24 protein-coding genes are annotated in these 23179 nt (G+C 50.2%); 14 read left to right on the forward strand and 10 right to left on the reverse strand.

Annotated elements, in window-relative coordinates; translation table 11 throughout:
- Positions 1-141: 141 nt before the first annotated feature.
- Positions 142-1098 carry a methylenetetrahydrofolate reductase gene (locus TW77_RS17005; RefSeq protein WP_046006179.1) on the forward strand — a complete coding sequence of 319 codons (957 nt, stop codon included), beginning with the start codon at positions 142-144 and terminating at the stop codon, positions 1096-1098.
- Between the two features lie 67 nt (positions 1099-1165).
- Here the strand turns inward: TW77_RS17005 and gpsA are convergent, their stop codons facing one another.
- From gpsA to TW77_RS17025, 4 genes are all read right to left on the reverse strand, one after another.
- Complete coding sequence (gene gpsA / locus TW77_RS17010; RefSeq protein ID WP_046006180.1) at positions 1166-2173, reverse strand: NAD(P)H-dependent glycerol-3-phosphate dehydrogenase; 1008 nt, start codon at positions 2171-2173, stop codon at positions 1166-1168.
- A gap of 3 nt (positions 2174-2176) precedes the next feature.
- A complete protein-coding gene (gene secB, locus TW77_RS17015) occupies positions 2177-2659 on the reverse strand; it encodes a protein-export chaperone SecB (protein WP_046006181.1) in 483 nt (160 codons plus the stop codon).
- A 71-nt stretch (positions 2660-2730) separates the two neighbouring features.
- Positions 2731-2985: a glutaredoxin 3 gene (gene grxC / locus TW77_RS17020; RefSeq protein WP_046006182.1), complete on the reverse strand. Its 255-nt coding sequence runs from the start codon at positions 2983-2985 to the stop codon at positions 2731-2733.
- Positions 2986-2993: 8 nt separating this feature from the next.
- Complete coding sequence (locus tag TW77_RS17025) at positions 2994-3425, reverse strand: rhodanese-like domain-containing protein (protein ID WP_046006183.1); 432 nt, start codon at positions 3423-3425, stop codon at positions 2994-2996.
- 262 nt (positions 3426-3687) lie between these two features.
- Between TW77_RS17025 and gpmM the strand changes: the two genes are divergently transcribed.
- The 5 genes from gpmM (at position 3688) to TW77_RS17050 (ending at position 9078) form a co-directional block, all read left to right on the forward strand.
- On the forward strand, positions 3688-5232 hold the full coding sequence (gene gpmM / locus TW77_RS17030) for a 2,3-bisphosphoglycerate-independent phosphoglycerate mutase (protein WP_046006184.1): 1545 nt from the start codon (positions 3688-3690) through the stop codon (positions 5230-5232).
- 3 nt (positions 5233-5235) lie between these two features.
- Complete coding sequence (locus TW77_RS17035) at positions 5236-6375, forward strand: murein hydrolase activator EnvC family protein (RefSeq protein ID WP_046006185.1); 1140 nt, start codon at positions 5236-5238, stop codon at positions 6373-6375.
- Positions 6376-6413: 38 nt separating this feature from the next.
- Entirely contained in the window at positions 6414-7634 is a 1221-nt protein-coding gene (locus TW77_RS17040) for a S41 family peptidase (protein WP_052713248.1), read from the forward strand.
- A gap of 36 nt (positions 7635-7670) precedes the next feature.
- Positions 7671-8405, forward strand: coding sequence for a divergent polysaccharide deacetylase family protein (locus TW77_RS17045; RefSeq protein ID WP_046006186.1), 735 nt, complete (start codon positions 7671-7673; stop codon positions 8403-8405).
- Positions 8406-8658: 253 nt separating this feature from the next.
- On the forward strand, positions 8659-9078 hold the full coding sequence (locus tag TW77_RS17050; RefSeq protein WP_046006187.1) for a CBS domain-containing protein: 420 nt from the start codon (positions 8659-8661) through the stop codon (positions 9076-9078).
- A 42-nt stretch (positions 9079-9120) separates the two neighbouring features.
- Here the strand turns inward: TW77_RS17050 and pepB are convergent, their stop codons facing one another.
- Positions 9121-10416, reverse strand: coding sequence for an aminopeptidase PepB (gene pepB / locus TW77_RS17055; protein WP_046006188.1), 1296 nt, complete (start codon positions 10414-10416; stop codon positions 9121-9123).
- 81 nt (positions 10417-10497) lie between these two features.
- Here pepB and sfsA point away from each other — a divergent pair, with 81 nt between their 5' ends.
- The 8 genes from sfsA (at position 10498) to TW77_RS17095 (ending at position 17038) form a co-directional block, all read left to right on the forward strand.
- Positions 10498-11205 carry a DNA/RNA nuclease SfsA gene (gene sfsA, locus TW77_RS17060; RefSeq protein ID WP_046006189.1) on the forward strand — a complete coding sequence of 236 codons (708 nt, stop codon included), beginning with the start codon at positions 10498-10500 and terminating at the stop codon, positions 11203-11205.
- Positions 11206-11465: 260 nt separating this feature from the next.
- Complete coding sequence (gene dksA / locus TW77_RS17065) at positions 11466-11909, forward strand: RNA polymerase-binding protein DksA (protein WP_046006190.1); 444 nt, start codon at positions 11466-11468, stop codon at positions 11907-11909.
- Between the two features lie 18 nt (positions 11910-11927).
- Positions 11928-12872 (forward strand): tRNA glutamyl-Q(34) synthetase GluQRS, encoded by a 945-nt coding sequence (gene gluQRS, locus TW77_RS17070; RefSeq protein WP_046006191.1) that lies wholly within the window; start codon positions 11928-11930, stop codon positions 12870-12872.
- A gap of 272 nt (positions 12873-13144) precedes the next feature.
- Positions 13145-14506 (forward strand): polynucleotide adenylyltransferase PcnB, encoded by a 1362-nt coding sequence (pcnB, locus tag TW77_RS17075; RefSeq protein ID WP_240479513.1) that lies wholly within the window; start codon positions 13145-13147, stop codon positions 14504-14506.
- On the forward strand, positions 14503-15012 hold the full coding sequence (folK, locus tag TW77_RS17080; protein WP_046006192.1) for a 2-amino-4-hydroxy-6-hydroxymethyldihydropteridine diphosphokinase: 510 nt from the start codon (positions 14503-14505) through the stop codon (positions 15010-15012). Before pcnB ends, folK begins: the two co-directional genes overlap by 4 nt.
- A 55-nt stretch (positions 15013-15067) precedes the next feature.
- On the forward strand, positions 15068-15862 hold the full coding sequence (gene panB, locus TW77_RS17085; protein WP_046006193.1) for a 3-methyl-2-oxobutanoate hydroxymethyltransferase: 795 nt from the start codon (positions 15068-15070) through the stop codon (positions 15860-15862).
- On the forward strand, positions 15862-16716 hold the full coding sequence (gene panC / locus TW77_RS17090) for a pantoate--beta-alanine ligase (RefSeq protein ID WP_046006194.1): 855 nt from the start codon (positions 15862-15864) through the stop codon (positions 16714-16716). Before panB ends, panC begins: the two co-directional genes overlap by 1 nt.
- Before the next feature lie 79 nt (positions 16717-16795).
- A complete protein-coding gene (locus tag TW77_RS17095; protein ID WP_046006195.1) occupies positions 16796-17038 on the forward strand; it encodes a hypothetical protein in 243 nt (80 codons plus the stop codon).
- 81 nt (positions 17039-17119) lie between these two features.
- Here the strand turns inward: TW77_RS17095 and TW77_RS17100 are convergent, their stop codons facing one another.
- The 5 genes from TW77_RS17100 to fba all read right to left on the reverse strand — a co-directional run bounded on the left by TW77_RS17100 (position 17120) and on the right by fba (position 23141).
- Positions 17120-18088 (reverse strand): PstS family phosphate ABC transporter substrate-binding protein, encoded by a 969-nt coding sequence (locus tag TW77_RS17100; protein WP_046006196.1) that lies wholly within the window; start codon positions 18086-18088, stop codon positions 17120-17122.
- Positions 18089-18164: 76 nt separating this feature from the next.
- A complete protein-coding gene (phoR, locus tag TW77_RS17105; RefSeq protein ID WP_046006197.1) occupies positions 18165-19493 on the reverse strand; it encodes a phosphate regulon sensor histidine kinase PhoR in 1329 nt (442 codons plus the stop codon).
- Between the two features lie 56 nt (positions 19494-19549).
- Entirely contained in the window at positions 19550-20239 is a 690-nt protein-coding gene (phoB, locus tag TW77_RS17110) for a phosphate regulon transcriptional regulator PhoB (RefSeq protein WP_010383464.1), read from the reverse strand.
- A gap of 440 nt (positions 20240-20679) precedes the next feature.
- On the reverse strand, positions 20680-21633 hold the full coding sequence (locus TW77_RS17115) for a porin (RefSeq protein WP_046006198.1): 954 nt from the start codon (positions 21631-21633) through the stop codon (positions 20680-20682).
- Between the two features lie 443 nt (positions 21634-22076).
- Positions 22077-23141: a class II fructose-bisphosphate aldolase gene (gene fba, locus TW77_RS17120; RefSeq protein ID WP_046006199.1), complete on the reverse strand. Its 1065-nt coding sequence runs from the start codon at positions 23139-23141 to the stop codon at positions 22077-22079.
- Positions 23142-23179: the final 38 nt, after the last annotated feature.

A 23179-nucleotide genomic window follows, 5' to 3' on the forward strand; every position in this document is an offset into this window, starting at 1 on the left:
AAAGGTTTGTTTCCTTGTAGTGAAAACACTATGAAAGAATTTCATCGCCATTGAATTAGTTTCAAGAAAAAAATCTATCTAGACGTCTAAATGGCTGCTATATTAGATCTCAGACACTGAATTTTTGCCGGAACCAAGACCATGGCGTTATCACTACAAGAGAAAATCTTAGACCCAAACCAAGGGGTATATTTGATTGGTACGACTCCGCCCAAATCTGGTACGGAGCAGGAAAAAGTTAAGCGTATTGCCACTAAGCTGCTCGACCGCTTACACGAAATTGAATACGACGGTGTGGTGGTTTACGACATTCAGGATGAAAGCAGTCGCACTAATGTGCCACGCCCTTTTCCGTTTAAGGAAACCGTCGACCCGTGTGAATACAGCCGTCTGGTTAAGTCGTTGTCGCAGCTGGATGTGATCACCTACAAAAGCGTGGCACAGCGTGACAGCGCTGAATTTACCCAGTGGCTTAGCACCACCAAGCAGGAGTTTGGCCTGAACAACCTGGTGCTGGTTGGCTCGCCGTCTTCACAAGGTAAAATCAACTTACCATTACCAGAGGCCTATCAGGCACTCGCTCAGCATGAAGAAAACTTTTTCCTCGGCGGCGTCACCATTGCGGAGCGCCATGCTTCAAAACGTAATGAACATGAACGCCTGATTGAAAAAACCACGCAGGGCTGTGAGTTCTTTATTTCTCAGGCAGTTTACAATGCTCAGGCGACCATAGATTTGATCACCAGCTATGCCCGAACCTGCAAACAGCAAGGCATTGAGCCAAAGCGATTGATCCTGACCTTTACCCCGTGCGGGGGTGAGAAAACGCTGCAATTTATGGAGTGGCTGGGGATCTCAGTGCCCGAGGCAACCAAGTGGCGTATGCTGGATGCGGACAACACGCTGAGCGAGTCGATCCGTATTTGCCGCGAGAATCTGGATTCAATTTTGCGTAGCTGTGCCCACCTGGATGTTCCGCTGGGGCTGAACATAGAGAGCCTGACCAACCGTAAAGAAGAGATAGACGCGTCGATTAATCTCTATCGCCTGCTCAAGGCTACCATGGAGCTGACTCTGGCGGAGAAGCAGATCGCTTAATAATACCGATTTGGAACCAATAAAAAACCGAGCACACAGGCTCGGTTTTTTATTCTCAGACATCCGTTTATTCCGACTTTTGCTCTCTGCCAAGCAGGGCCATCGCGGCTTCTTTGACGTCTTTTTGTTGATACAGCACCTGATAGATCTGCTCCGTGATCGGCATCTCGATGCCTGTGCGTTTTGCCAGTAAGTACACTTCTTTGGTATTGCGATACCCTTCCACCACCTGACCTATGCTCTGCATCGCTTCTTCGACATTTTTGCCCTGGCCCAGTGCCAGACCAAAACGACGGTTGCGAGACTGATTGTCGGTACAAGTAAGGATCAGATCGCCAAGCCCCGCCATACCCATAAAGGTTTCAGAGCGTGCACCAAGCGACAATCCGAGTCGGCATAACTCCGCCAAGCCGCGGGTGATCAAGGCAGTTCTGGCATTCGCGCCAAAACCGAAACCATCGGACATACCTGCACCAATGGCAATCACATTCTTCACCGCACCGCCAAGCTGAATACCAATGAAGTCATCATTGCTGTAAACCCTGAACGAGCGGCCACAATGCAGCAACTTGGCCAGTTCAGCCCGAAATGCTTCGCAGCGAGACGACACTGAAATTGCCGTCGGTAACCCCGCGGCCATTTCTTTAGCAAAGGTCGGCCCGGACAACACGGCTAGTGGCACCTGCTCACCCAGTACGTCCAGCGCCACATCCTGAAGTAAACGACCGGTATCCGGCTCCAGCCCTTTTGTCGCCCAGGCGACTTTTGTACCAGGCAGTAAATGAGGCTTAATGGCCGCCAGAGTCTGTGCGAACGCATGACTGGGCACCACCACTAACACCAACTTGCTGGCCTGAACGGCTTGAGTCAGGTCGGCTTCCAATTGCAGTGACTCAGGGAAGTCAATATCCGGTAAATAACGGGCATTCTGACGCGAGCTGGCTAACTGCTCGATAGCAGCACTGTCGCGCCCCCAAAGAGTAACCTGATGACCGTTGCGGGCAAAACAAATAGCAAGGGCGGTGCCATACGACCCCGCCCCCAATACGGTCACAGCTGATTGTGCTGTATTCATCACTTATGCGTCAGCAGGTTGCTCTTGCGCGGCACGTTGCTGCATGTACTGAGCAAATAGCGCGTCAAAGTTAACCGGTGCCAGGTTCAGTTGTGGGAAAGTACCACGGTTAACCAGGCTAGCAACGGCTTCACGAGCGTATGGGAACAGAATGTTCGGGCAGAATGCACCTAACATGTGCGCCATTTGCAGCTCTTCCAGTTCACCGATTGAGAAAATACCCGCTTGCTGAATTTCGCACAGGAATGCGGTCTCTTCGCCTAATGACGCAGTCACAGTCAGTGCCAAAACAACTTCGTATACACCTTCGTCCAGCTTGGCAGAACGTGTATCCATGTCCAGCTTCACTTCAGGCGTCCACTCTTTTTGGAAGATAGCCGGAGAATTCGGCGTTTCGAAAGACACATCTTTGGTGTAGATGCGTTGAATGTTAAATTGTGGACCTTGTTGTTCTTCTGCAGCAGCTGCGTTGTTTTGCTCTGTCATTGTTCTTCCTAATTATTCGTCTTTATTTAATGTGGGGCAGCACTGCGGGCCCGTACCCGCAGTGCTAAAAATTACTTCAGTAATGCGTCCAGCTTACCTTGCGCTTCAAGCGCCACCATGTCATCGCAACCGCCGATGTGCTGCTCTTTGATGAAGATCTGCGGCACCGTGTGGCCACCGTTGGCTTTGTTGATCATCTCTTCACGCAGCTCGGGTTGAGCGCCGATATCATACTCGGTATATGTGACACCTTTGCTATCCAACAGCGCCTTAGCACGGTGACAGTAAGGACAATAATCCTTTGTATAAATAACAACTTGGTTCATATTTACTCCTATTTACCCGACGCGGTTGGCAGGCCTGCTGTTTGCCAGGCGCCAAAGCCACCCGACAAGACATATACTTGCTCAAAGCCGGCTTTATACATGTTGCTGGCAATGCCAGATGCGGTCATGCCAGTGTTACACACCAGTATAATGGGCTTAGTTTTGAACTTTTCAAGTCCTGCAAAATCATTTTGTTTGGCTTTTTCCACATTCATGTGCTCACTGCCCGCAATGCGTGAGTTGTTAAACTCTTTTTGCGCGCGCATGTCAAACACCTGGCCACCCTGACGGTTTACCAAAATAGTCAGCTGCTGTGGATTGATCTGAAGGATCTTGGAAAACATGCCTTTTAACCAGCTTGAAACCAACATAGCCGCCAAAACCAGCCAGATAATGCTGAGAATGGGATTTCTACCTAAAAACTCGATGTATTGTTCCATATTGTCTTTACCAACCAGGAAAATGAAATTGCTCGCGAGTATACTTTCTTACGGGCGCTGGTACAAACATCTGTGATGTAATGTCTCCCCAGCAAGGCATAGCACGCGCTCGCTCACAGCAAGCCATGTAGCTCAGCTTAGCGTCCCCCGTGGCTGATATGAATTTTAAAGTGGTTGAGGATAAATCACGCCCAGAGGGCTGAATATTCATATAAAACAAGGTATCCTATGGCCAGATTTCGTGCACGTTTCAGGAGCCCAAATGACTGCAAAGAAAAAACCTCTGGTATTAATGATCCTAGATGGCTGGGGATACCGCGAAGACGCTGACAGCAATGCAATTCTGGCGGCCAACACCCCGGTATTGGATGAACTTTGGCAAACGCGTCCACGTACGCTGATCTCTGGTTCAGGTTTAGATGTAGGACTACCGGACGGTCAGATGGGTAACTCTGAAGTCGGCCACGTCAACCTTGGTGCTGGCCGTATTGTTTATCAAGACTTTACACGTATTACCAAAGCCATTGATGACGGTGAGTTTGAGCACAACCCGGCACTGGTTGAGAACATCGACAAAGCCGTAGCCGCTGGTAAAGCCGTCCACCTGATGGGACTGTTGAGCCCAGGTGGTGTACACAGCCATGAAGACCATATTGTTGCAGCCATTGAGCTTGCCGCCAAGCGCGGTGCCAAAGCAGTTTACTTCCACGCCTTCCTCGATGGTCGTGACACACCACCACGCAGTGCTCAGGCTTCAATTGAACGTATTGAAGCAAAGTTCGCAGAACTCAAGTGTGGCCGCCTGGCGTCAATCGTCGGTCGTTACTTCGCGATGGACCGTGATAACCGCTGGGAGCGCGTAGAAGCGGCTTACAACCTGATGGTTTGCGGTCAGGCTGAATATCGTTATGCTGATGGGGTCAGTGCCCTGAATGCAGCGTATGAGCGCGACGAAAACGATGAATTTGTGAAGGCCACCGTGATTGCCGCCCAAGCGCAGGAAGCAGCCACCATTAATGATGGCGATACGCTGATCTTCCTCAACTTCCGTGCTGACCGCGCCCGCCAGATGACCCGCGCGTTTGTGGATACCGACTTTAACGGTTTCAGCAAACAAAAAGCTCCGGCGTTAAGTGGTTTTGTGATGATGACGGAATACGCGGCCGATATTAACGCGCCCATCGCCTTTGCCCCGGAAAAACTCACCAATGTACTGGGCGAATGGCTGGCAAAACACAACAAAACGCAGCTGCGTATTTCCGAGACCGAAAAGTACGCCCATGTGACCTTCTTCTTCAGCGGTGGTCGTGAAGAACTGTTCGACGGCGAAAAACGCGAACTGATCCCGTCGCCTCAGGTCGCCACGTACGACCTGCAGCCTGAAATGAACTCTGCCCTGCTGACCGATAAGCTGGTCGAAGCCATTCACAGTGGTGAGCACGATGTGATCATCTGTAACTATCCAAATGGCGACATGGTTGGCCACTCTGGGGTGTTTGAGGCCGCCGTGAAAGCCTGTGAAGCCGTTGATGCCTGTATTGGCCGTGTTGTAGCTGCACTGGAAGAAGTCGGCGGCGAAGCCCTGATCACTGCAGATCACGGTAACGCAGAGCAGATGGTCAACAACAAAACCGGTCAGGCCCATACTGCGCATACCAGCGAGCCGGTGCCGTTCATCTATGTTGGCCGCGATGCTGAGCCACAAACGGGTAAAACGCTGAGCGATGTCGCCCCGACCATGTTGCACCTGCTGGGTATGCCACAACCCGAGGAAATGACTGGCTCACCTGTCATGCGGCTGAAGTAATCTATGCGCCGTACGCTTGCTGTACTCTCGGTCTGTTTGTTGCTGCCCTTCACCGGGCAGACAAACGAAACCCGCACCAAAGCCGATCTGGCGGCGGTGCAGGCCGAGCTAAAAAAGAGCCAGGCCGCTTATCAGCAACAACAGGCCAGCTTTAGTGCGCTACAGAGCACCCTGCAATCCTTTGAGCTGGAAATTGCCAAAAGTGCGAAAGCACTGGCACTGACCGAACAAGGGATCAGCGAAAACAAACAGCAGCAATACACGCTGCAACGCGAAGCCAAGCAGCTCGAGCAGCAAAAAAAACGCCTCCAGCGCCTGCTTGCTGCGCAACTTAAAAGTGCCTATGTCACGGGCAGTCACGATTATTCCAAGATGCTGCTGAACCAACAGCATGCTGCGGCGCTGGAACGCACCATCAGCTACTATGACTACTTTAACCAGGCCCGCATTGCTCAGCTTGAAGCGCTTAAGACTGTATTTGCCAAACTTGCGGAAAACAGTGCACAGCTGGAGCGTAAAAAGAAGCAACTACAAGCGTTACAAGGTCAGCAAAAAGCCCGTCAGGACGAATTGCTGCTGGCGCAAAACGCACGCAAGACCCACCTGGCAAAGCTCAACGATAAACTCAGTCAGGCCAAAGCCGCGATTGCCTATCTGGAAGAAAACGAGCAAACCTTAATTTCGACCCTGGAGTCCTTAGCCGCCGAGCAGGCCGCCAGCCCCGAGCAATATGTGGCACAACTGCAAGGGCTGCAAAGATTAAAGGGCAAGCTTGCCTGGCCGCTGGATGGCCGCCTGAAACACAAATTTGGTCAGCGTAAGCACGTTGGCATGAACTGGAAAGGCGTGGTGATCCGAGGTAGCAATGGCACACCGGTCAACAGTGTGGCGCCGGGTCAGGTGGTCTATGCCGACTGGTTGAACGGTTTTGGCTGGGTCATCGTATTAGATCACGGGGAGGGCTTTATGAGCCTGTATGGTCATGCCCAGACCCTGCTTAAAGATGTGGGCGATCAGGTGATGCCGGGCGAACCCATTGCCCTGGTAGGACAAAGCGGCGGACAAACCGATCCTGGTCTATACTTCGAAATACGGCATAAGGGAAGCGCTGTTGATCCAGTAAAATGGTGCAGATCCAGTTAACTGACTAACCGATGCTGCCCCCCAGTGAGGAGCAGCATATGATGACTCCATGTGTTCAACCTATTAAAGACCGCCTGTGGCACTGGCTATTTTTATTTGGCCTAGTGCTCAGTCTAGTGTGTCTGCCACTGAGTGCCAGACAGCTTTCCAGCGAGCAAATCGATGAGATCCTCTACCATATTCATACCTATTACGTGGAAGATCTGCCACTGAGCCATGTCAGGAAAGACAACTTTGGCGAGTTACTCACTCAGCTTGATGACTATTCAAAGTACCTGGACGAACATGAGCTGGAAGCCCTGTTCAGCGCCGCCAATGGCCGCTACACCGGACTGGGTATTGAAGTCGAAGAAGTTGAGGATGGCGTGGTCATTGTTGATACTTTGCCAGGCTCTCCGGCGGAAGCAGCCGGTATCGAAGGCGGTGATAAACTGGTCGCCATCAATACCCATGATGTAAAAAGAAAGACCATTGCAGAAGTGTCTAAACTGCTACGTGAAGCCCAGTTCTCGACCATTCAGCTGACCGTTGAGCGTGCTAATGCGGAAGTGACCCTTGCCCTCAGACGGCAGCAAATCACGCTGCGCAGTGTTTCCAGCCAGCTCTTGCCCGGCGGGATAGGTTACGTGCTGCTGAGCAGCTTCAACAATCACAGTTATCACGACATTGCCCGCCATATCAGCATGCTCAACAGCCATTTGGGCCAGCCACTTAAAGGACTGATCATTGATTTAAGAGACAACCCGGGCGGCACACTCAACAGTGCGGTGGCTATCTCAGATCTGTTTCTTCAGGGCGGCACCATAGTGTCCACCCGCGGCCGCTTTTATGATGCCAATCAACGCTTTTTTGCCGCCCAGGGCGATATACTCAACGGCGCGCCCATGCTGGTACTGATCAATGAGCAATCCGCATCGGCAGCCGAAATCCTGGCAGGCGCACTGCAAGACAACAGTCGTGCGCTGATCCTCGGCAACCGCTCCTATGGCAAGGGCTCTGTGCAATCGCTCATCCCTATAGGCAACGGCACCACGGCACTTAAACTGACCACCGCTCGCTACTTTACCCCCTCGGGGCAGTCCATTGAAGGAACCGGGATCCAGCCCGATGTGGTTTTTAGTAAACAAGTGCTTTTAGAACTGGATAAAGACGCTATAATGGCTGGTGAAAAAAAGGTCAGAAAAACCTTTATTGCCAACCTAGATAAACATTGGCAAAAAGCGGAAAAGCTATTACAAAATCATAATTTACAACAATAATTCAGGATAGTGCGCTTACTTATAACGAGCTTTTTGGTGCTTTTTCTCTGCGCGGCACCAAGCTATGGCAACCAGGTTGCCATCGTCATCGATGACATTGGATATCACGAACGTGACTTAGAACTGCTGGATTTGCCCGGCCAACTTAGCTACGCCATTTTACCCCATACCCCTTTTTCGCAGCGCTTTGCCTATCAGGCGAGCCACAAACGCCGCGAATTACTGTTACACATTCCCATGCAAGCCCTCGAAGACAAAACGTTGGGGCCAGGCGGCCTGACGCTGGATATGCGTAAATGGCAGCTGCAAACCACCCTGGGACACGCACTGGCCACCCTGCCTCAGGTAAAGGGAGTCAACAATCATATGGGCTCGGCATTGACCCAATACATTGAGCCGATGAAATGGACTATGGAGCTGCTGAAAAAACGCGGGCTGTACTTTCTTGATAGCCGCACCACCGAGCTCAGCCAGGCTCAGCATGTGGCAAACCTGTATGGCGTTGCCAACGTCGCCCGCCATGTGTTTTTAGACAATCAAACCCATCCGGATGCGCTGCGCAAGCAGTTTGATCAGCTTAAAGCTTTGGCCCATCAGCAGGGCTATGCCATCGGGATAGCACACCCCTACCCACAAACCCGGGCGTTTCTTGCCACGGCACTGAGCGAGCTGGCCAGCGAAGGCATTGAACTGGTTCCGCTGTCACAGCTGGTTGAACACAAGTACATCCAATTAGCAGCCGTCAAGCACACATCCCAAACCTCGGAATAATACCAATTTCACTTAATACCTGTTCAATTTGAAGGAGCAAATGTGACGCTAACGGTGTTAAAAATTTCTTATTTAGAACGACTAAACATCAAAATTTTTGCCTAGTTATCGACCCTATTTTCTCGCCTCAAAATAGAACCCTTAATTAAGCAAATTGGTATAAAATCAGCCAAAATTGATCTGGCACCACTCATGTGCCGCCTGCGTCGGCTAGACTTAATACAGATTTCATGTTCGTTTTAAGGAAGTGCTTATGTTAACCACAGTTGCCGATTTAATGACCCCAGATCCACTGGCAGTCAGTAAAACCAATAACCTCAACGATGCGCATAACCTGATGCGCGAAAAGAACATTCGCCATATTCCCGTGATTGACGACGATGGCATGCTGGTTGGTATGCTGACACAAAAGATCATGATTGCGAAAGTGATGGGGATCATTGCCACCTATGGCACCAACGCACTGGAACGCAAAGAAAAACAACAAAAGGTTGCCGAAGTGATGGCCACCGACTTTGCCAGTGTACGGCCACACCAGAGCCTGCAAGAAGTGGTACGCTTTTTTGTTGATAACCGCCATGGCTGTATGCCGGTCACAGACGAGGATGGCAAGTTGCTGGGCATTCTGACCTCTTCAGACTTTGTTCGTCTGGCCGCGGCCTTACTGTCATAAAAAAGCCCCGTGGCGGGGCTTTTTCATAGCGCTAACTGGCTATCAGGCTTTCGCTTGCAGTGTGCGCGCAACGGTACGCATACCTAAGGTTGTTGCACCCGCAGCCCACTGAGAGCCGGCATTGTTCTGGAACGAGGCCGCCAGGTCGATGTGCACCCAGCCTTGCCCTTCGTTTGGTACAAAGCGAGACAAGAAACCAGCCGCATTCGAAGCACCACCATAACCGCCGCCTTTTTGTGCACGGCTGTTCGCGGTGTCCGCATAGGCAGATGGACAGTTGTTCTGATGCCATTTTTCCAGTGGCAACGGCCAGGCCGCTTCAAACTCTTCCTGCGCATATTGCTGCACATCACCGACCAGCTCTTTGTCCAGACCGAACAAGGCATTGTATTCCTGGCCTACCGCCATCAATGCCGCGCCAGTCAGGGTTGCCGCATCAATGATCAAAGGCGCGCCGGTTTCGCCAGCCGCCATCAGACCATCGGCCAGAACCAGACGCCCTTCAGCATCAGTATTGACGATTTCAACCGTTGTACCGTTTTTATAGGTCAGGATGTCCCCCAACTTGTACGCATGACCTGAGATCAGGTTTTCAGCACAACACAGGCACAGTTTAATGCGCTTGTCGATGCCACGCTGAATGGCGATCGCCAGACCCGCAGTGACCGTCGCGGCACCGCCCATGTCGCATTTCATGGTCAACATGCCTTCGCTTGGCTTGATTGAGTAACCACCCGAGTCAAAGGTGATCCCTTTACCAACCAGCGCAGCCGCAACCGGAGCGTCTTCATCGCCGGTTGGGTTGAAATCCAGTTCCAGTAACACAGGCGGGCGCTCACTGCCACGACCCACTTCATGGATCCCAATCCACTGATGCTCAAGCAGCGCTTTGCCTTTGATGATTTGATAGCTCACATTCTCTGGTGCCAGAGATTGAATAAACTCAGCCGCTTTACCGGCCAGGCTTTCCGGATAAATGTCTTCTGCCGTGCCATTGATCATCTGGCGCGTCCAGATAGCAGCCGTTTTCAACGCTTGTAACTCAGCCAGGTCAGACTGGGCATTGTCACAGAAAGTCACGCCATCTAGCAGCTTCGGGCTGACAAAGCCCTGATAAAATGCCCACTGAGATTCAGTGCACCAGGCATCCCCTTGCAGCTCAACCGCCAGGATCCCTTGCTGTGCCACACTACGGCCTGCTTTTTGAATGGTCTTCAGTGTCTCCTGCTCACTCAGGTGTACCAGTGCACCGTCCTGATCGTAGGATATAGTCGCATTGCCGCCCCAGTGTGCCGCCGGGGCCTGATCCGTCAGTCGAACAATAAATTTATCAGCCATATATGATTTCACTCTTGCGCTTATTAGTAATTTGCAGTGTACACTAGCGAGCAAAATGCCCCAAATGAATGCGATTAATCTATGAAGTTTCACGCCCCCCTGGCTAAAGCCACCCTGCTAAAACGGTATAAACGCTTTTTGGTTGATTTACGCAGTGACACCCAACAGGAATTCACCGTGCACTGCGCTAACACCGGTAAGATGACGGGCTGTGCCGACTCGGGATTCACAGCGTATTATTCCACCAGTGACAACCCAAAACGCAAATATCCTCACTCACTGGAGCTCACTGAAAATCAAGCGGGTGAACTTATTTGTGTCAACACCGCTCTGGCCAATAAGGTCGCCATTGAAGCCATTACGCAGGATGTGATCCCACAGCTTAGCGGCTACCAAACCCAGCGCAGCGAGGTAAAATATGGCACGGAGAATAGTCGCATCGATATCCTGCTCCAGGACGAAGACAAACCCGATTGCTATATAGAAGTAAAATCCGTCACTTTGCTTGAACAAGGGCAAGGCTATTTTCCGGATGCCCAGACACTGCGCGGTCAAAAGCATCTGCGCGAACTTATGCAGATCCGACAACAAGGGATGCGCGCCGTGCTATTGTTTGTTGTCATGCACAACGGCATCAGCAGTGTGAAGCCAGCAGCGCACATTGACAGCCAATATGCCACGCTGATTGAGGAAGCACAGGCGCAGGGCGTCGAGATTTATGCCTACCGGGCTCAGGTATCAACGCAAGACATCACACTGAGCGAAGCACTCCCCTTCGCAATACGTTAAGCGAGTGCCATGCCAGGCAGTGATCTGGCGGCATAAATTGTGCAGTATAATGAGTATTAAGCTTGAAAGTGAAAAAATTGCCTCCATATAGCTGCAAATGTCAGTGTGACCCCCATCAGTCGCGCTTTTGTGATTCCGATCATGCCTTCAAACCGGGAGTGGTCTAACAAGCAAAAAGTGTTTGCCAAGGGGTAAAGATTTTGCTATCTATAGCCGCCGGCGTTAGCTGGGGTTGTTTATTAAGGATTTAGGAGAATGCTATGCCAGACCAGAAAAAACTAGGGTTGTTGGCTCAAGCCGGTTTAGAACCTTATCAGGAAAAGCCGGGTGAAGAATATATGAATGACGCACAACGTGCGCATTTCAAAAAATTACTGGAAGCGTGGCGTAGCGATCTTCGTAACGAAGTTGACCGCACCAAAACGCATATGCAAGATGAAGCGGCAAACTTCCCTGATCCAGTCGATCGTGCGGCACAGGAAGAAGAGTTCTCGCTGGAACTGCGTACACGTGACCGCGAACGTAAGCTGATCAAGAAAATTGAAAAAACACTGCAACTGATCGAAGACGACGACTTCGGTTATTGTGATTCATGTGGCATTGAAATTGGCATTCGTCGCCTTGAGGCCCGCCCGACAGCGGACCTGTGCGTAGACTGTAAATCAATTGCAGAAATAAAAGAAAAACAACAGGGCCGAGGCTAACGTACGTTTGTCTTAGCTATGCTACCCCAGTTTAATAGCGATTATCTGTCCGGGAGCTATCGAGGTCGATTTGCTCCCTCTCCCTCCGGTGCACTGCACTTCGGCTCTCTGATAGCCGCCCTTGCAAGTTTCCTGGATGCCAAAGTCAATCAGGGCCAATGGTTGGTTCGCATGGAAGACATCGACACGCCTCGCGTGGTTGCCGGTGCTGCCGATGACATTCTCAGGACTCTTGAAGCCTATGGCCTGCACTGGGATGGCGAGGTGGTATATCAAAGTCAGCGTCACGACTTATACCAGGATGTGCTGGCACAGCTCAGTAAAGCAGATCTCACCTATCCATGCAGCTGTACTCGCAAGGTGCTTAAGCAACGTGGCGGTACTTATGACAACCACTGTCGGGATCGTCAGTTAACGGCACAAGGCAATGCACTGCGGCTTATTCAAACCCAGCCGGTTTATGCATTTACCGACCTCCTTCAGAGCGAAGTCGAGCTAAATAGAGCACTGGCCGAAGAAGATTATATTGTAAAACGCCGCGATGGCCTGTTTGCCTATCAGTTAGTGGTGGTGGTCGATGACATTGACCAGCAGATCACCCGGGTTGTGCGCGGTGCCGACTTGTTAGAGCCCACCGCGCGCCAAATCGGCCTGTTCAGGCAGCTTAGTGGTGCAGCCCCAGACTATGCCCATGTCTCGCTTGCGGTGGCTCAGCCTGGCTTTAAATTATCTAAGCAAAATCATGCACCCGCAATCGATAATACCCAGCCACAGCCAGCGTTGTGCGCCGCTTTAGGGTTTCTGGGCTTACCTGTCCCGGCGGATTTACAACAGCACTCAGTAGCACAGATCTTAAGCTGGGCGCAGCAGCATTTTTCACTACAGGCTTTGCCGCGTCATCGCGAGATCCAGGTCTCTTTGCACCAAGACGGCCACTATGATTTTACCGGGTTAACGGCCTGAGCCCAGCGGGCTGATTTGGGCCAAACCTGAAGGTTCACTACTATGTTGGATTTTTAAGCATGAATCCGCCCCCGCTCCTTCAATTTGACCCCATTTGAGTATATGATAGCGGGCCTCGTTAATTCGCCTACACTATACAAACTAAAATAAGTTCTATGGCCGTATGGCGAGTGTGCATGCATGATTGCAGGCATTTTTACACGCATTATTGATTGTTCAGGGTCGTTAGGAGAGTGGTTATTATTTCCAAAATTATTAAGCTTTGCCGTCAGATAGTTAAAGGCAAAGATCCGGTAGGAACCGTGACATGCAGCACTACACCTGTGTTAATTCCACGCAGTGAGCATGCTATCTCGCGCAAACAATTTAGCCCCAATGCAATCAAAGTATTATACCGACTGAAAGACGGAGGCTATGATGCCTACCTGGTCGGTGGTTGTATTCGTGATATTTTGTTAGGGATTGAGCCCAAAGATTTCGACGTAGTGACCAACGCAACACCTGAACAAGTTAAAAAGCTGTTTCGTAACTGTCGCTTGATCGGCCGCCGCTTTCGCCTTGCGCACATTGTTTTCGGCCGTGAGATCATCGAAGTAGCGACCATGCGTGGGCACCACCAGGCTCAGGACAATCCGGATCCGACCAGTCAGTCTAGCGATCAAGGTCAGCTGCTGCGCGATAACGTGTATGGCACCATTGAAGAAGATGCACAACGTCGCGACTTTTCAATTAATGCACTTTACTACTCAATTAACGACTTCAGCATTCGGGACTTTGCCGGTGGTATTGCGGCCATTGAGCATCGTAAAATCGAACTGATCGGCGACCCTGAAACCCGATACCGCGAAGACCCCGTGCGGATGCTGCGTGCTGTGCGCTTTGCCACTAAGCTGGATATGACCATTGCCGGTCCGACTGAAGCGCCTATTGCTGAATTAGCGCCTTTGCTGGGTAACATTCCTGCGGCGCGCCTGTTTGAAGAAACCCTGAAACTCTTTTTGGGCGGCAAGGCCGAAGCCAACTTTTTGATGCTGAGAAAATACGGCTTGTTTAAACAGCTGTTTCCAGCCTTAGATGCGATTTTAGATAACCCGCAGAGCGAATTTGAAACGACCTTTATCCGCAAAATGTTTGCCAATACGGATGAGCGTATCAATGCCGATAAGAAGGTCACGCCAGCCTTTATTTATGCCGCACTGTTGTGGTTCCCGTTGCGCGACCGTTGCAACACGCTCACCGCTGAAGGCATGAATGAATACGACGCCTTTATGCAGGCAATCAGCCAGATTCTGGCCGAAAATGCCCGCCATATCGCCGTACCAAAACGCTTTACACTGGGCGCGCGCGATATCTGGCATATTCAGCAACGACTCGACAAACGCGGCGGTCAGCGAGCCTATCGCCTCAGCTTGCAACCCAGATTTAAAGCGGGTTACGACTTCTTGCTGCTGCGGGTAGAAAGTGGTGAAACGGACCAGCAAGAGTTAGCAAACTGGTGGACCGATTATTTACAACAAGACGTGTCTGGACAAAAAGAGATGGTGAAAAACCTCGGCCAGCGCTCAGGCGGCTCGGAAAGACGCAGACGCCGTCCCAGAAACAAACCACGCAGAAAACCTAATCCGGAATCATGAACACCGTTTATATTGGACTGGGGGCGAATCTCAACGCCCCTGAGGCACAGCTACGTAATGCGCTTGACGCCCTGAGTAAATCGCAGGAACTCACGCTGGCGCAGGTCTCCAGCTTTTATGCTTCAAAACCTATGGGTCCGCAGGACCAGCCCGACTATGTCAACGCTGTGGCAAAGCTCACGACGCAATTATCCGCCATTGACGTACTCGACTTGCTCCAGCAAATTGAGCTGCAACATGGCCGAGTGCGCAAAGCCGAACGTTGGGGTCCTCGCACCTTAGACTTAGATATTCTGCTGTACAACGATGCACAAATAGCAACGCAACGATTAACCGTGCCACATTATGGATTATGTGAACGTGAATTTGTGGTCTTCCCTCTTTTGGAGATTGCCCCCAAACTCACTTTACCAGGCGGACAGGCACTGGCAGACATCGCGGCGTCTTTACCACATAACGGACTGACTGCCATTAGTCAGTACGACGAAGCCGCATCGCTTGCATAGCAAAACCTGAGCGACACAGTGTGCTCAGTATTGAATTGATCACAAAGGGGGAAATATGGCTAAAGTAACCGTTTCAACATTGGCCAAGAAAAAACGTGAAGGAACAAAAATCACGGCACTGACCGCATATGATGCCAGCTTTGCCAAACTGTTTTACGACAATGGTGTTGATATTATCCTGGTAGGCGACTCTCTGGGCATGGTATTACAAGGTGGTGAAGATACGCTGGCGGTTACCACCACAGATATCGCTTATCATACCCGTTGTGTTCGTGCCGGTAGTAAAGAGCTGTTTGTGATAGCCGATATGCCCTTTATGAGCTATGCCAACCCGGCGCAAGCGTGCGAAAACGCCGCGACTTTGATGCGCTCAGGGGCCAACATGGTCAAACTGGAAGGCGGCGAATGGCTGCTTGATTCTATTCGCATGCTGACGCAGCAAGGTATTCCGGTATGCGGCCATTTAGGCCTGACCCCGCAATCAGTCAATGTCTTTGGCGGATTTAAAATTCAGGGCCGTGAAGATGCACAGGCAGAAAAAATGATCGCCGACGCCATTGCGCTGGAACAAGCGGGCGCCCAGCTGTTAGTGGTAGAGTGTATTCCTTCTGCACTAGCAAAACGGATCAGCGAAGCGCTGAGCATTCCGGTCATTGGGATCGGTGCGGGTAAAGACACCGATGGCCAGATCCTGGTGATGCATGACCTGGTTGGTATCTCGGCAGGCTATATTCCTAAGTTTTCGAAAAACTTCCTCGCCGAGACTGGCAATATGCCAGCAGCGGTCGAAAAGTTCTGCACCGATGTTAAAAGTGGTGCATTTCCCTCTCAGGAACACGAGTTTAACTAATGCAATCAATTACAGAAATAAAATCTCTGCGTAGCCAAATTAAAGCCTGGCGGCAACAAGGACAAAGTATTGCCTTTGTGCCGACCATGGGCAATTTGCACCAGGGGCATTTTTCACTGGTTGAAAGGGCCAAAACCCTGGCAGACAAAGTGGTGGTCAGTATTTTCGTCAATCCGATGCAATTTGGTGCCAACGAAGATCTGGATAACTATCCGCGTACGCTCACTCAGGACAAACAGGGGCTGGCCGAGCTGGACACAGACATCGTCTTTACCCCAAGCGTCGAGGCTATCTATCCAAACGGCCTCGACACACAGAGCTATGTCGATGTACCAGGTGTATCCGAAGGCTATTGCGGCGGCAGCCGTAGCGGCCACTTCAGAGGCGTTGCAACGGTCGTCACTAAGTTATTTAACCTGGTGCAGCCCGACTTTGCCTGCTTTGGTGAAAAAGACTATCAGCAGCTTCAGGTTATCAAGACCATGGTGCAGGACTTGTCGATGCCGATTGAAATCATTGGTGTCCCTACGCAGCGGGAAATTTCCGGACTGGCAATGAGCTCACGTAACGGCTACTTGTCAGAGCAACAAAAAGACACGGCGAAAGTACTCTATCAGGTATTGAGTGACACGGCGCAGCAGCTCCAGGATGGCGCGCGCGATTTTGCAGTGCTGGAGCAGACAGCAAAGTCCAGGCTAGAAGCCGCAGGCCTCAAACCCGATTACTTCTCGATTGCACAAAGACAGAACCTAAAACCTGCTACACTGGAAGACAGCGAGTTTGTGATCCTGGCTGCCGCTTACCTGGAAAAGGTGAGACTAATCGACAATATCCAGATCCTCTCCGACGCATAACAATGTAAAGGATCCCGCCGCTTGGCAAAAAAGCGCGATGGGATCCTCACCTTATTTACTCTCTTGCAGGGACTGTCTTATGAAACCACAGATATCGATTATCGCCTTGCTACTGGCAGCAGGCTGCAGCAATACCAACTCTCCGGAGCTGAACCAGTGCGCACAGCAAAATTATCAGTGTGAGCAAAGCTGTGAGCAACGGGCTAACCCGCAGTCACTGGCCATGCAAGTATGCAGTGATCAGTGCATCGAGTCCTTTAACCAGTGCAAAGCGCAGGCTGAACAGCTCACGCAGCAGTCTCGCAACAGTTCCTTGTATTAATGTACTTTTTTAAAATACGCGTTTTAAAAAACAGACATAAAAAAACCGCTCAGTGAGCGGTTTTTTCTTTCCATGCAATGCTTATAGCAGACCCAGCTTTTTAAGCTCTTTGCTTGCAAGCTGGCTAGAAAGTGGTACATAACCATCTTTCTCTACAATCTTTTGACCTTCTTTCGACAGCACCATTTTCAGGAATTCCGCTTCGATTGGCGACAACGGCTTGTTCGGGTGCTTGTTCACGTATAGGTACAAGAAGCGAGACAGCGGGTATTTGCCCTTAGCAACATTATCCAGTGTTGCATCAACAAAGTTATCGCCTTTCTTCGCCAGAGGTACTGTACGTACACCTGATGTCTTATAACCAATACCTGAGTAACCAATCGCGTTCACAGAAGAAGAGATTGACTGAACCACAGAAGCAGAACCAGGCTGTTCGTTTACGTTGTTACGGAAGTCGCCTTTACACAGGGCTTTTTTCTTAAAGTAACCGTAAGTACCAGATACCGAGTTACGTCCGTACAACTGGATATCTTTGCTACCCCAGTCACCAGACAGACCTAAGTCGCTCCAGCGCTCAACCTGCTCAGACGCACCACATTTACGTGTTGATGAGAAGATAGCATCTACCTGGTCGATACGCAGACCCTGGATTGGGTTATCTTTGTGTACAAATACAGCCAGTGCATCGATAGCAACCCGTACTTCAGTCGGCTTGTAACCATAGCGCTTTTCAAACGCTTCGATTTCTTTCGACTTCATCTTACGGCTCATAGGGCCGAAGTTTGCCGTTGCTTCTGTCAGAGCCGGTGGCGCTGTAGAAGAACCCGCAGCCTGGATTTGAATGTTTACGTTAGGGTAAATACGTTTGTATTCTTCTGCCCAGAACGTCATCATGTTAGCCAGCGTGTCAGAGCCCACAGATGAAAAGTTACCAGAGATACCGCTGGTTTTGTTGTACTCAGGTAGATTCTTATCAAGTGCAGAGGCTTGAGCAGATACCAGTGTTGTTACAGCCACACCCATTGCGGCAACTAAGCTTTTAAATTTCATTGGGGTCACTCCAAATGTTCTTCCCATTTAATTTCTGAGCACATTGTGCAGAAAACAAATGACAATAAAATTACTCTCAAATGACACTTTTATGACTTTCAGTATTTGTCATAAAAATACGTTTTTCTTTTTCGAAGGCAAATGAGAAACACGAGCCTTTGCCCAGTGTACTGTCGATTTCCAGATGCGAATCATGGCGCGACAACACGTGCTTGGTGATGGCCAGACCGAGCCCGGAACCACCGGTTTTACGGCTGCGTGCCTTATCAACCCGGTAGAATCGTTCAGTCAGCCGATTAATGTGCTCAGGAGCAATCCCATCGCCATTATCAATCACAGAAAAGCGCGGTCGCTCGCCGTCTATAAACCAGTTCACGGTAATGTTTCCGCCAGGTTTAGTATAATGAATGGCATTAAACACCAGATTAGAAAAGGCACTGCGTAACTCATCCACACACCCTTTAATATCCAGGTCCGGGTCGACGTTAAATGCAATTTCGTGATCTTTTTCCTGATTCAGCGAATTGGCTTCGGTCTGGATGAGCTTCAGCATTGCAGGCACATTCACGGCCTTGTCGTTGTCCTGATTACGTTGTCCTTCAATGCGCGATAAGGAGAGCAGCTGATTAACCAGGCTGTCCATTCGCTTGCACTGCTCTATCATGGTGTGATGCGCTTTATTCCACATTGCTGGGGGCGGTATCTGGTCGCCTTCCATCATCTCCAGATAACCGGTGACCACAGTGAGTGGGGTACGCAATTCATGAGACACGTTGGCGACAAAGTCTTTGCGCATTTGCTCCAGCTGCTTCAGCCTGGAAATGTCTCGCACCACCATCATAAGCTGCTCGGCATAAGGCATCACACGGAACTCTAATACGCGCTCTCCGCCATGCCCCGATTCCATCTCCAGGGGATCATGAAAGTCATGAGCCTGCATATATTTAACGAACTTAGGATCGCGAATGAGATTATCAAGACGCTGGCCATGATCGGTTGGCCACTGCAAACCCAGTACCTTTAAAGCAAGCTGGTTACACCAGACGATGCTAAGATCCTGCTGCATCACTATCACGGCATCGGGCACGGCTTCGGCCCCTTCACGAAAACGTCGGATCAATTCAGCCAGCTCATTGCGCTTCTTGCGATTGCGATGCTGTAACTGATAGATCCCTTCAAAGATCTGCTCCCAGGCACCCGATCCTTCCGGCGGGTTAAAACTGCGCTGATTGATCAACCAATCACTTAAGCGGTACAACTGTTGGTAATGCCAGATCAGCAAAACCATGGCACCGATAAAAAGCAAGACAAATGGTGCGCCAAGCAAGATCCCAATCAGGGTTAATGGCAGAAAATACAAAAACAGGCGTTTTAATAACGCCTGTTTATCAATCACCCTATACATACAAAATGATCCTAAAGAGAATGCGCCATGGCTAGCCTACCACAGCGCCAGATGCTTTACAGCTTGCTTGAGAAGCGATAACCAGCACCACGTACTGTTTGTACCAGGCGATCGTGACCGAGCGGTGCAATCGCTTTACGCAGACGACGGATATGAACATCAACAGTACGATCTTCAACATACACATTGGTGCCCCACACATGATCCAGCAGCTGTTCACGGCTGTAGACCCGCTCCGGGTGCGTCATAAAGAAGTGAAGTAATCTGAATTCCGTTGGACCCATTTCCAGCTCGTTACCCGCTGAGGTCACTCGGTGTGAAATTGGGTCAAGGCGTAACCCATGTACTTCAATGGCTTCTTCTAATGACGTCGGAGAAACCCGACGCATAACCGCTTTAATGCGCGCCATCAATTCTTTAGGAGAGAAAGGTTTAGTAACGTAGTCGTCAGCACCCACTTCCAATCCCTTGACCTTATCTTCTTCCTCACCACGTGCTGTCAGCATAATAATGGGGATTTGTCTGGTGTATTCGCTTTGTTTAAATTTCTTGGCAATCTGGATACCGCTGCCGCCTGGCAACATCCAATCCAATAGCACCATATCAGGATAAGGCTCAACCATAGCTGCAATTGCAGAATCATAGTCTTCAGCTTCAATGGCCTGAAAACCATTTTGTTCCAACACAAACACCAACATTTCTCTGATCGGCGCTTCGTCATCAACTACCAGTACTTTACGTGACATTCCCATTTATCTCTTACGTTACCGAAGTGGGTTTCATTATTATGACTAAGTATGACAGTTTTATGAAATGCCAAGTGATAAAAGATGACAATTGGGAAAAAAATAGGGCCAACTTAATGTAAGGCTATGGTACTGAAAAAGCGAAGGTTTCGCTGAAAAGCAACGATAACCCGGCACAAACTCGGGGTAAATCCTTGTTTCGTCAGGTTTGTTTTGCGCCAGGGTTAACAAACAACCTGCTATCGCCGCTGTAAAAAGGCGTAAGGTCAGACATACAAGCCATTTAAGTTCATTTACAAATCCGCCAGGTCAAAGGGCAATAAACAGCACAGCAACGTCCGGAGATCAGACTTTGCCCCGTGCGCTGTGCTGCTCAGTTGCGCTCACACTGCCGACCTATCACGCAGGTATCGCAACACCTGCGCAATAAAGCAAAGACACTAAAAATCATAGCGCAATGTCAGCGCCATATGATCCTGATCCGGGTCGTTATCGAGGTCTGTCTTGGTATACCACAGGTACATTCTTGCTTGCTTAGATAAGCTCTTTTCGACTCCAATAGACGTTGCGTCCCCTGAGTCTTTGAGCTTGCCCGAGGCCCCATCGGAGTTTTGATATTGCGCCAGCAGCTTATACCCATTGTCTAGCTTCAGCGCGACGCTGGCCATATAGCTGTCTACTGTATCATTGCTGCCAACCGCTTCACTTTGCTGGTAACTGGCGCCTAAGGTCACCTGAGCTATCTTGCCCTGCACAGTCACGCGGGTAATGTCCTGACCAGCAACCTCTTCATCGCGCGCCACACTGGCGTAAACAGCCGTTTTTTTCAGTTTACTATCGCCGTAGCTGGCTGCCATAGACAAGCCACTCTCGCCATTTTGCTTACTGTTGTCTTCGGCAATATAACTGACTGTAAACTTGAGGTGGTTAAGTGAAGGCGTCGTGTATTGCAAAGTATCACCGAGGCGGTTTTCGCCAACGAAGAAATTCTTAATATCGGCGCTGAAATCGTTCATCAGATCCACTTTGCCCTGCGACTTTTTCATTGCAGTGTCATCGCGGCCCACCAGCAGCTGGCCAAAACGGCCTTTGATCCCCACATACTGAGAGCGTGCTGTGATGTTTTCCTCAGATTTACCATCGTTGTCGTTTTCAGACATTTCAACCTGAAATTCCAACTTGTAAAAGGCAGAGATCCCGGTGTCCAAGTCAGCCGCGCCCTTGATCCCCATTCGTGAGGCGTAGCTTTCTACTGAGGTATCCGAACCACTTCCCGTATCACTGTTTTCGACACCCAGGTGCGCGCGTCCGTAAACTTTGAGTTCTTCGGCCTGCACTTGCACACCAGCCAGCACAGAGCCCCCAAAAAGGGCAGCCAAAAAGCATTTCTTCATACCTTGACCTTAATAAAAACCAATGTGAGCAGAATAGAGTACTCTTTAAAGCTAGACGCTCTGTTTGAGAGATCAAGTGACAAACCGCCGGATCAAAGTTTTTCTAAGTTGAGTTGCCTGAGATCAAATTTATACCAAGGGATCCTGCCAGGATCATATTTTTACTAACGATCGTACGCTGAATTCACGCGCGCTGCGAATAGATTGGACTAACTTATTGATTTTAGATCGATTCCACACAGCACTATGGTCAGATCCAGGGCCTGACTTAGTAAGATCTCGATCCCAAACGCTTCTGCTCTGCTGGCAGTTAGTCAAGATCTGATCCCGGCGCTCGCAGGTAGGTAAAAATCTGATCCCATACAGATCAAACACAGATACAAAAATGCCGCAGTATCAAAGCTGCGGCATGTCTCATTGACCCTATTTTACCGGGTTAGTATTTATTTGATCTGAGGATCCAACTCACCAGTCAGATATTTCAGGTGCATGTCATCCAATGAGATAGGCTGAATGCGACCCGCCTGACCAGCGGTGCCAAATGCTTCATAACGTGCAACACAGATCTCTGTCATCGCTTTGGTCGCTTCAGCAAGATACTTACGAGGATCGAAGTTGGCAGGGTTATGTGCCAGGTGACGACGGATAGCGCCAGTGGCAGCCAGACGTAGGTCTGTGTCGATGTTAACTTTACGCACGCCGTGCTTAATGCCTTCAACGATCTGCTCAACAGGCACACCATAGGTCTCTGGGATCTCACCGCCAAATTCGTTGATCACCGCCAGCCACTCCTGAGGTACAGAAGATGAGCCATGCATTACCAGGTGGGTATTCGGAATACGTGCGTGGATCTCTTTAATGCGGTTGATTGCCAGGATGTCGCCTGTTGGTGGACGCGTAAACTTGTACGCACCGTGCGATGTACCACACGCGATTGCCAGCGCATCAACGCCGGTTTTCTTAACGAAGTCAGCCGCTTCTTCCGGATCAGTCAGCAGCTGGTCGTGTGACAGCTTACCAACAGCGCCGATGCCATCTTCTTCGCCTGCTTCGCCCGTTTCCAGTGAACCTAAAACGCCCAGCTCACCCTCAACCGACACACCACAAGCATGTGCCATTTCTACAGTGCGACGTGTCACGTCAACGTTGTATTCGTAGCTTGAAGGCGTTTTACCATCTTCCATAAGCGAGCCATCCATCATAACAGATGAAAAGCCAAGCTGGATTGAACGCTGACATACACCCGGAGACGTACCATGATCCTGGTGCATAACAACCGGAATATGTGGCCACTCTTCAACTGCGGCCAAAATCATATGGCGAATAAACGGTGCCCCTGCGTACTTACGTGCGCCTGCCGAACCCTGAACAATCACCGGACTGTTGGTTTTATCTGCCGCTTCCATAATCGCGCGCATTTGCTCTTGGTTATTTACGTTAAAGGCAGGAACGCCGTAACCATGCTCTGCGGCATGATCCAGCAATTGACGCATACTGATTAAAGCCATTGTGCTTTCTCCAATTGTTGATGAGTGAAGCTGATATT

The sequence above is a fragment of the Pseudoalteromonas rubra genome, assembly GCF_000967655.1.
Taxonomy (GTDB): Bacteria; Pseudomonadota; Gammaproteobacteria; order Enterobacterales; family Alteromonadaceae; genus Pseudoalteromonas; species Pseudoalteromonas rubra_A.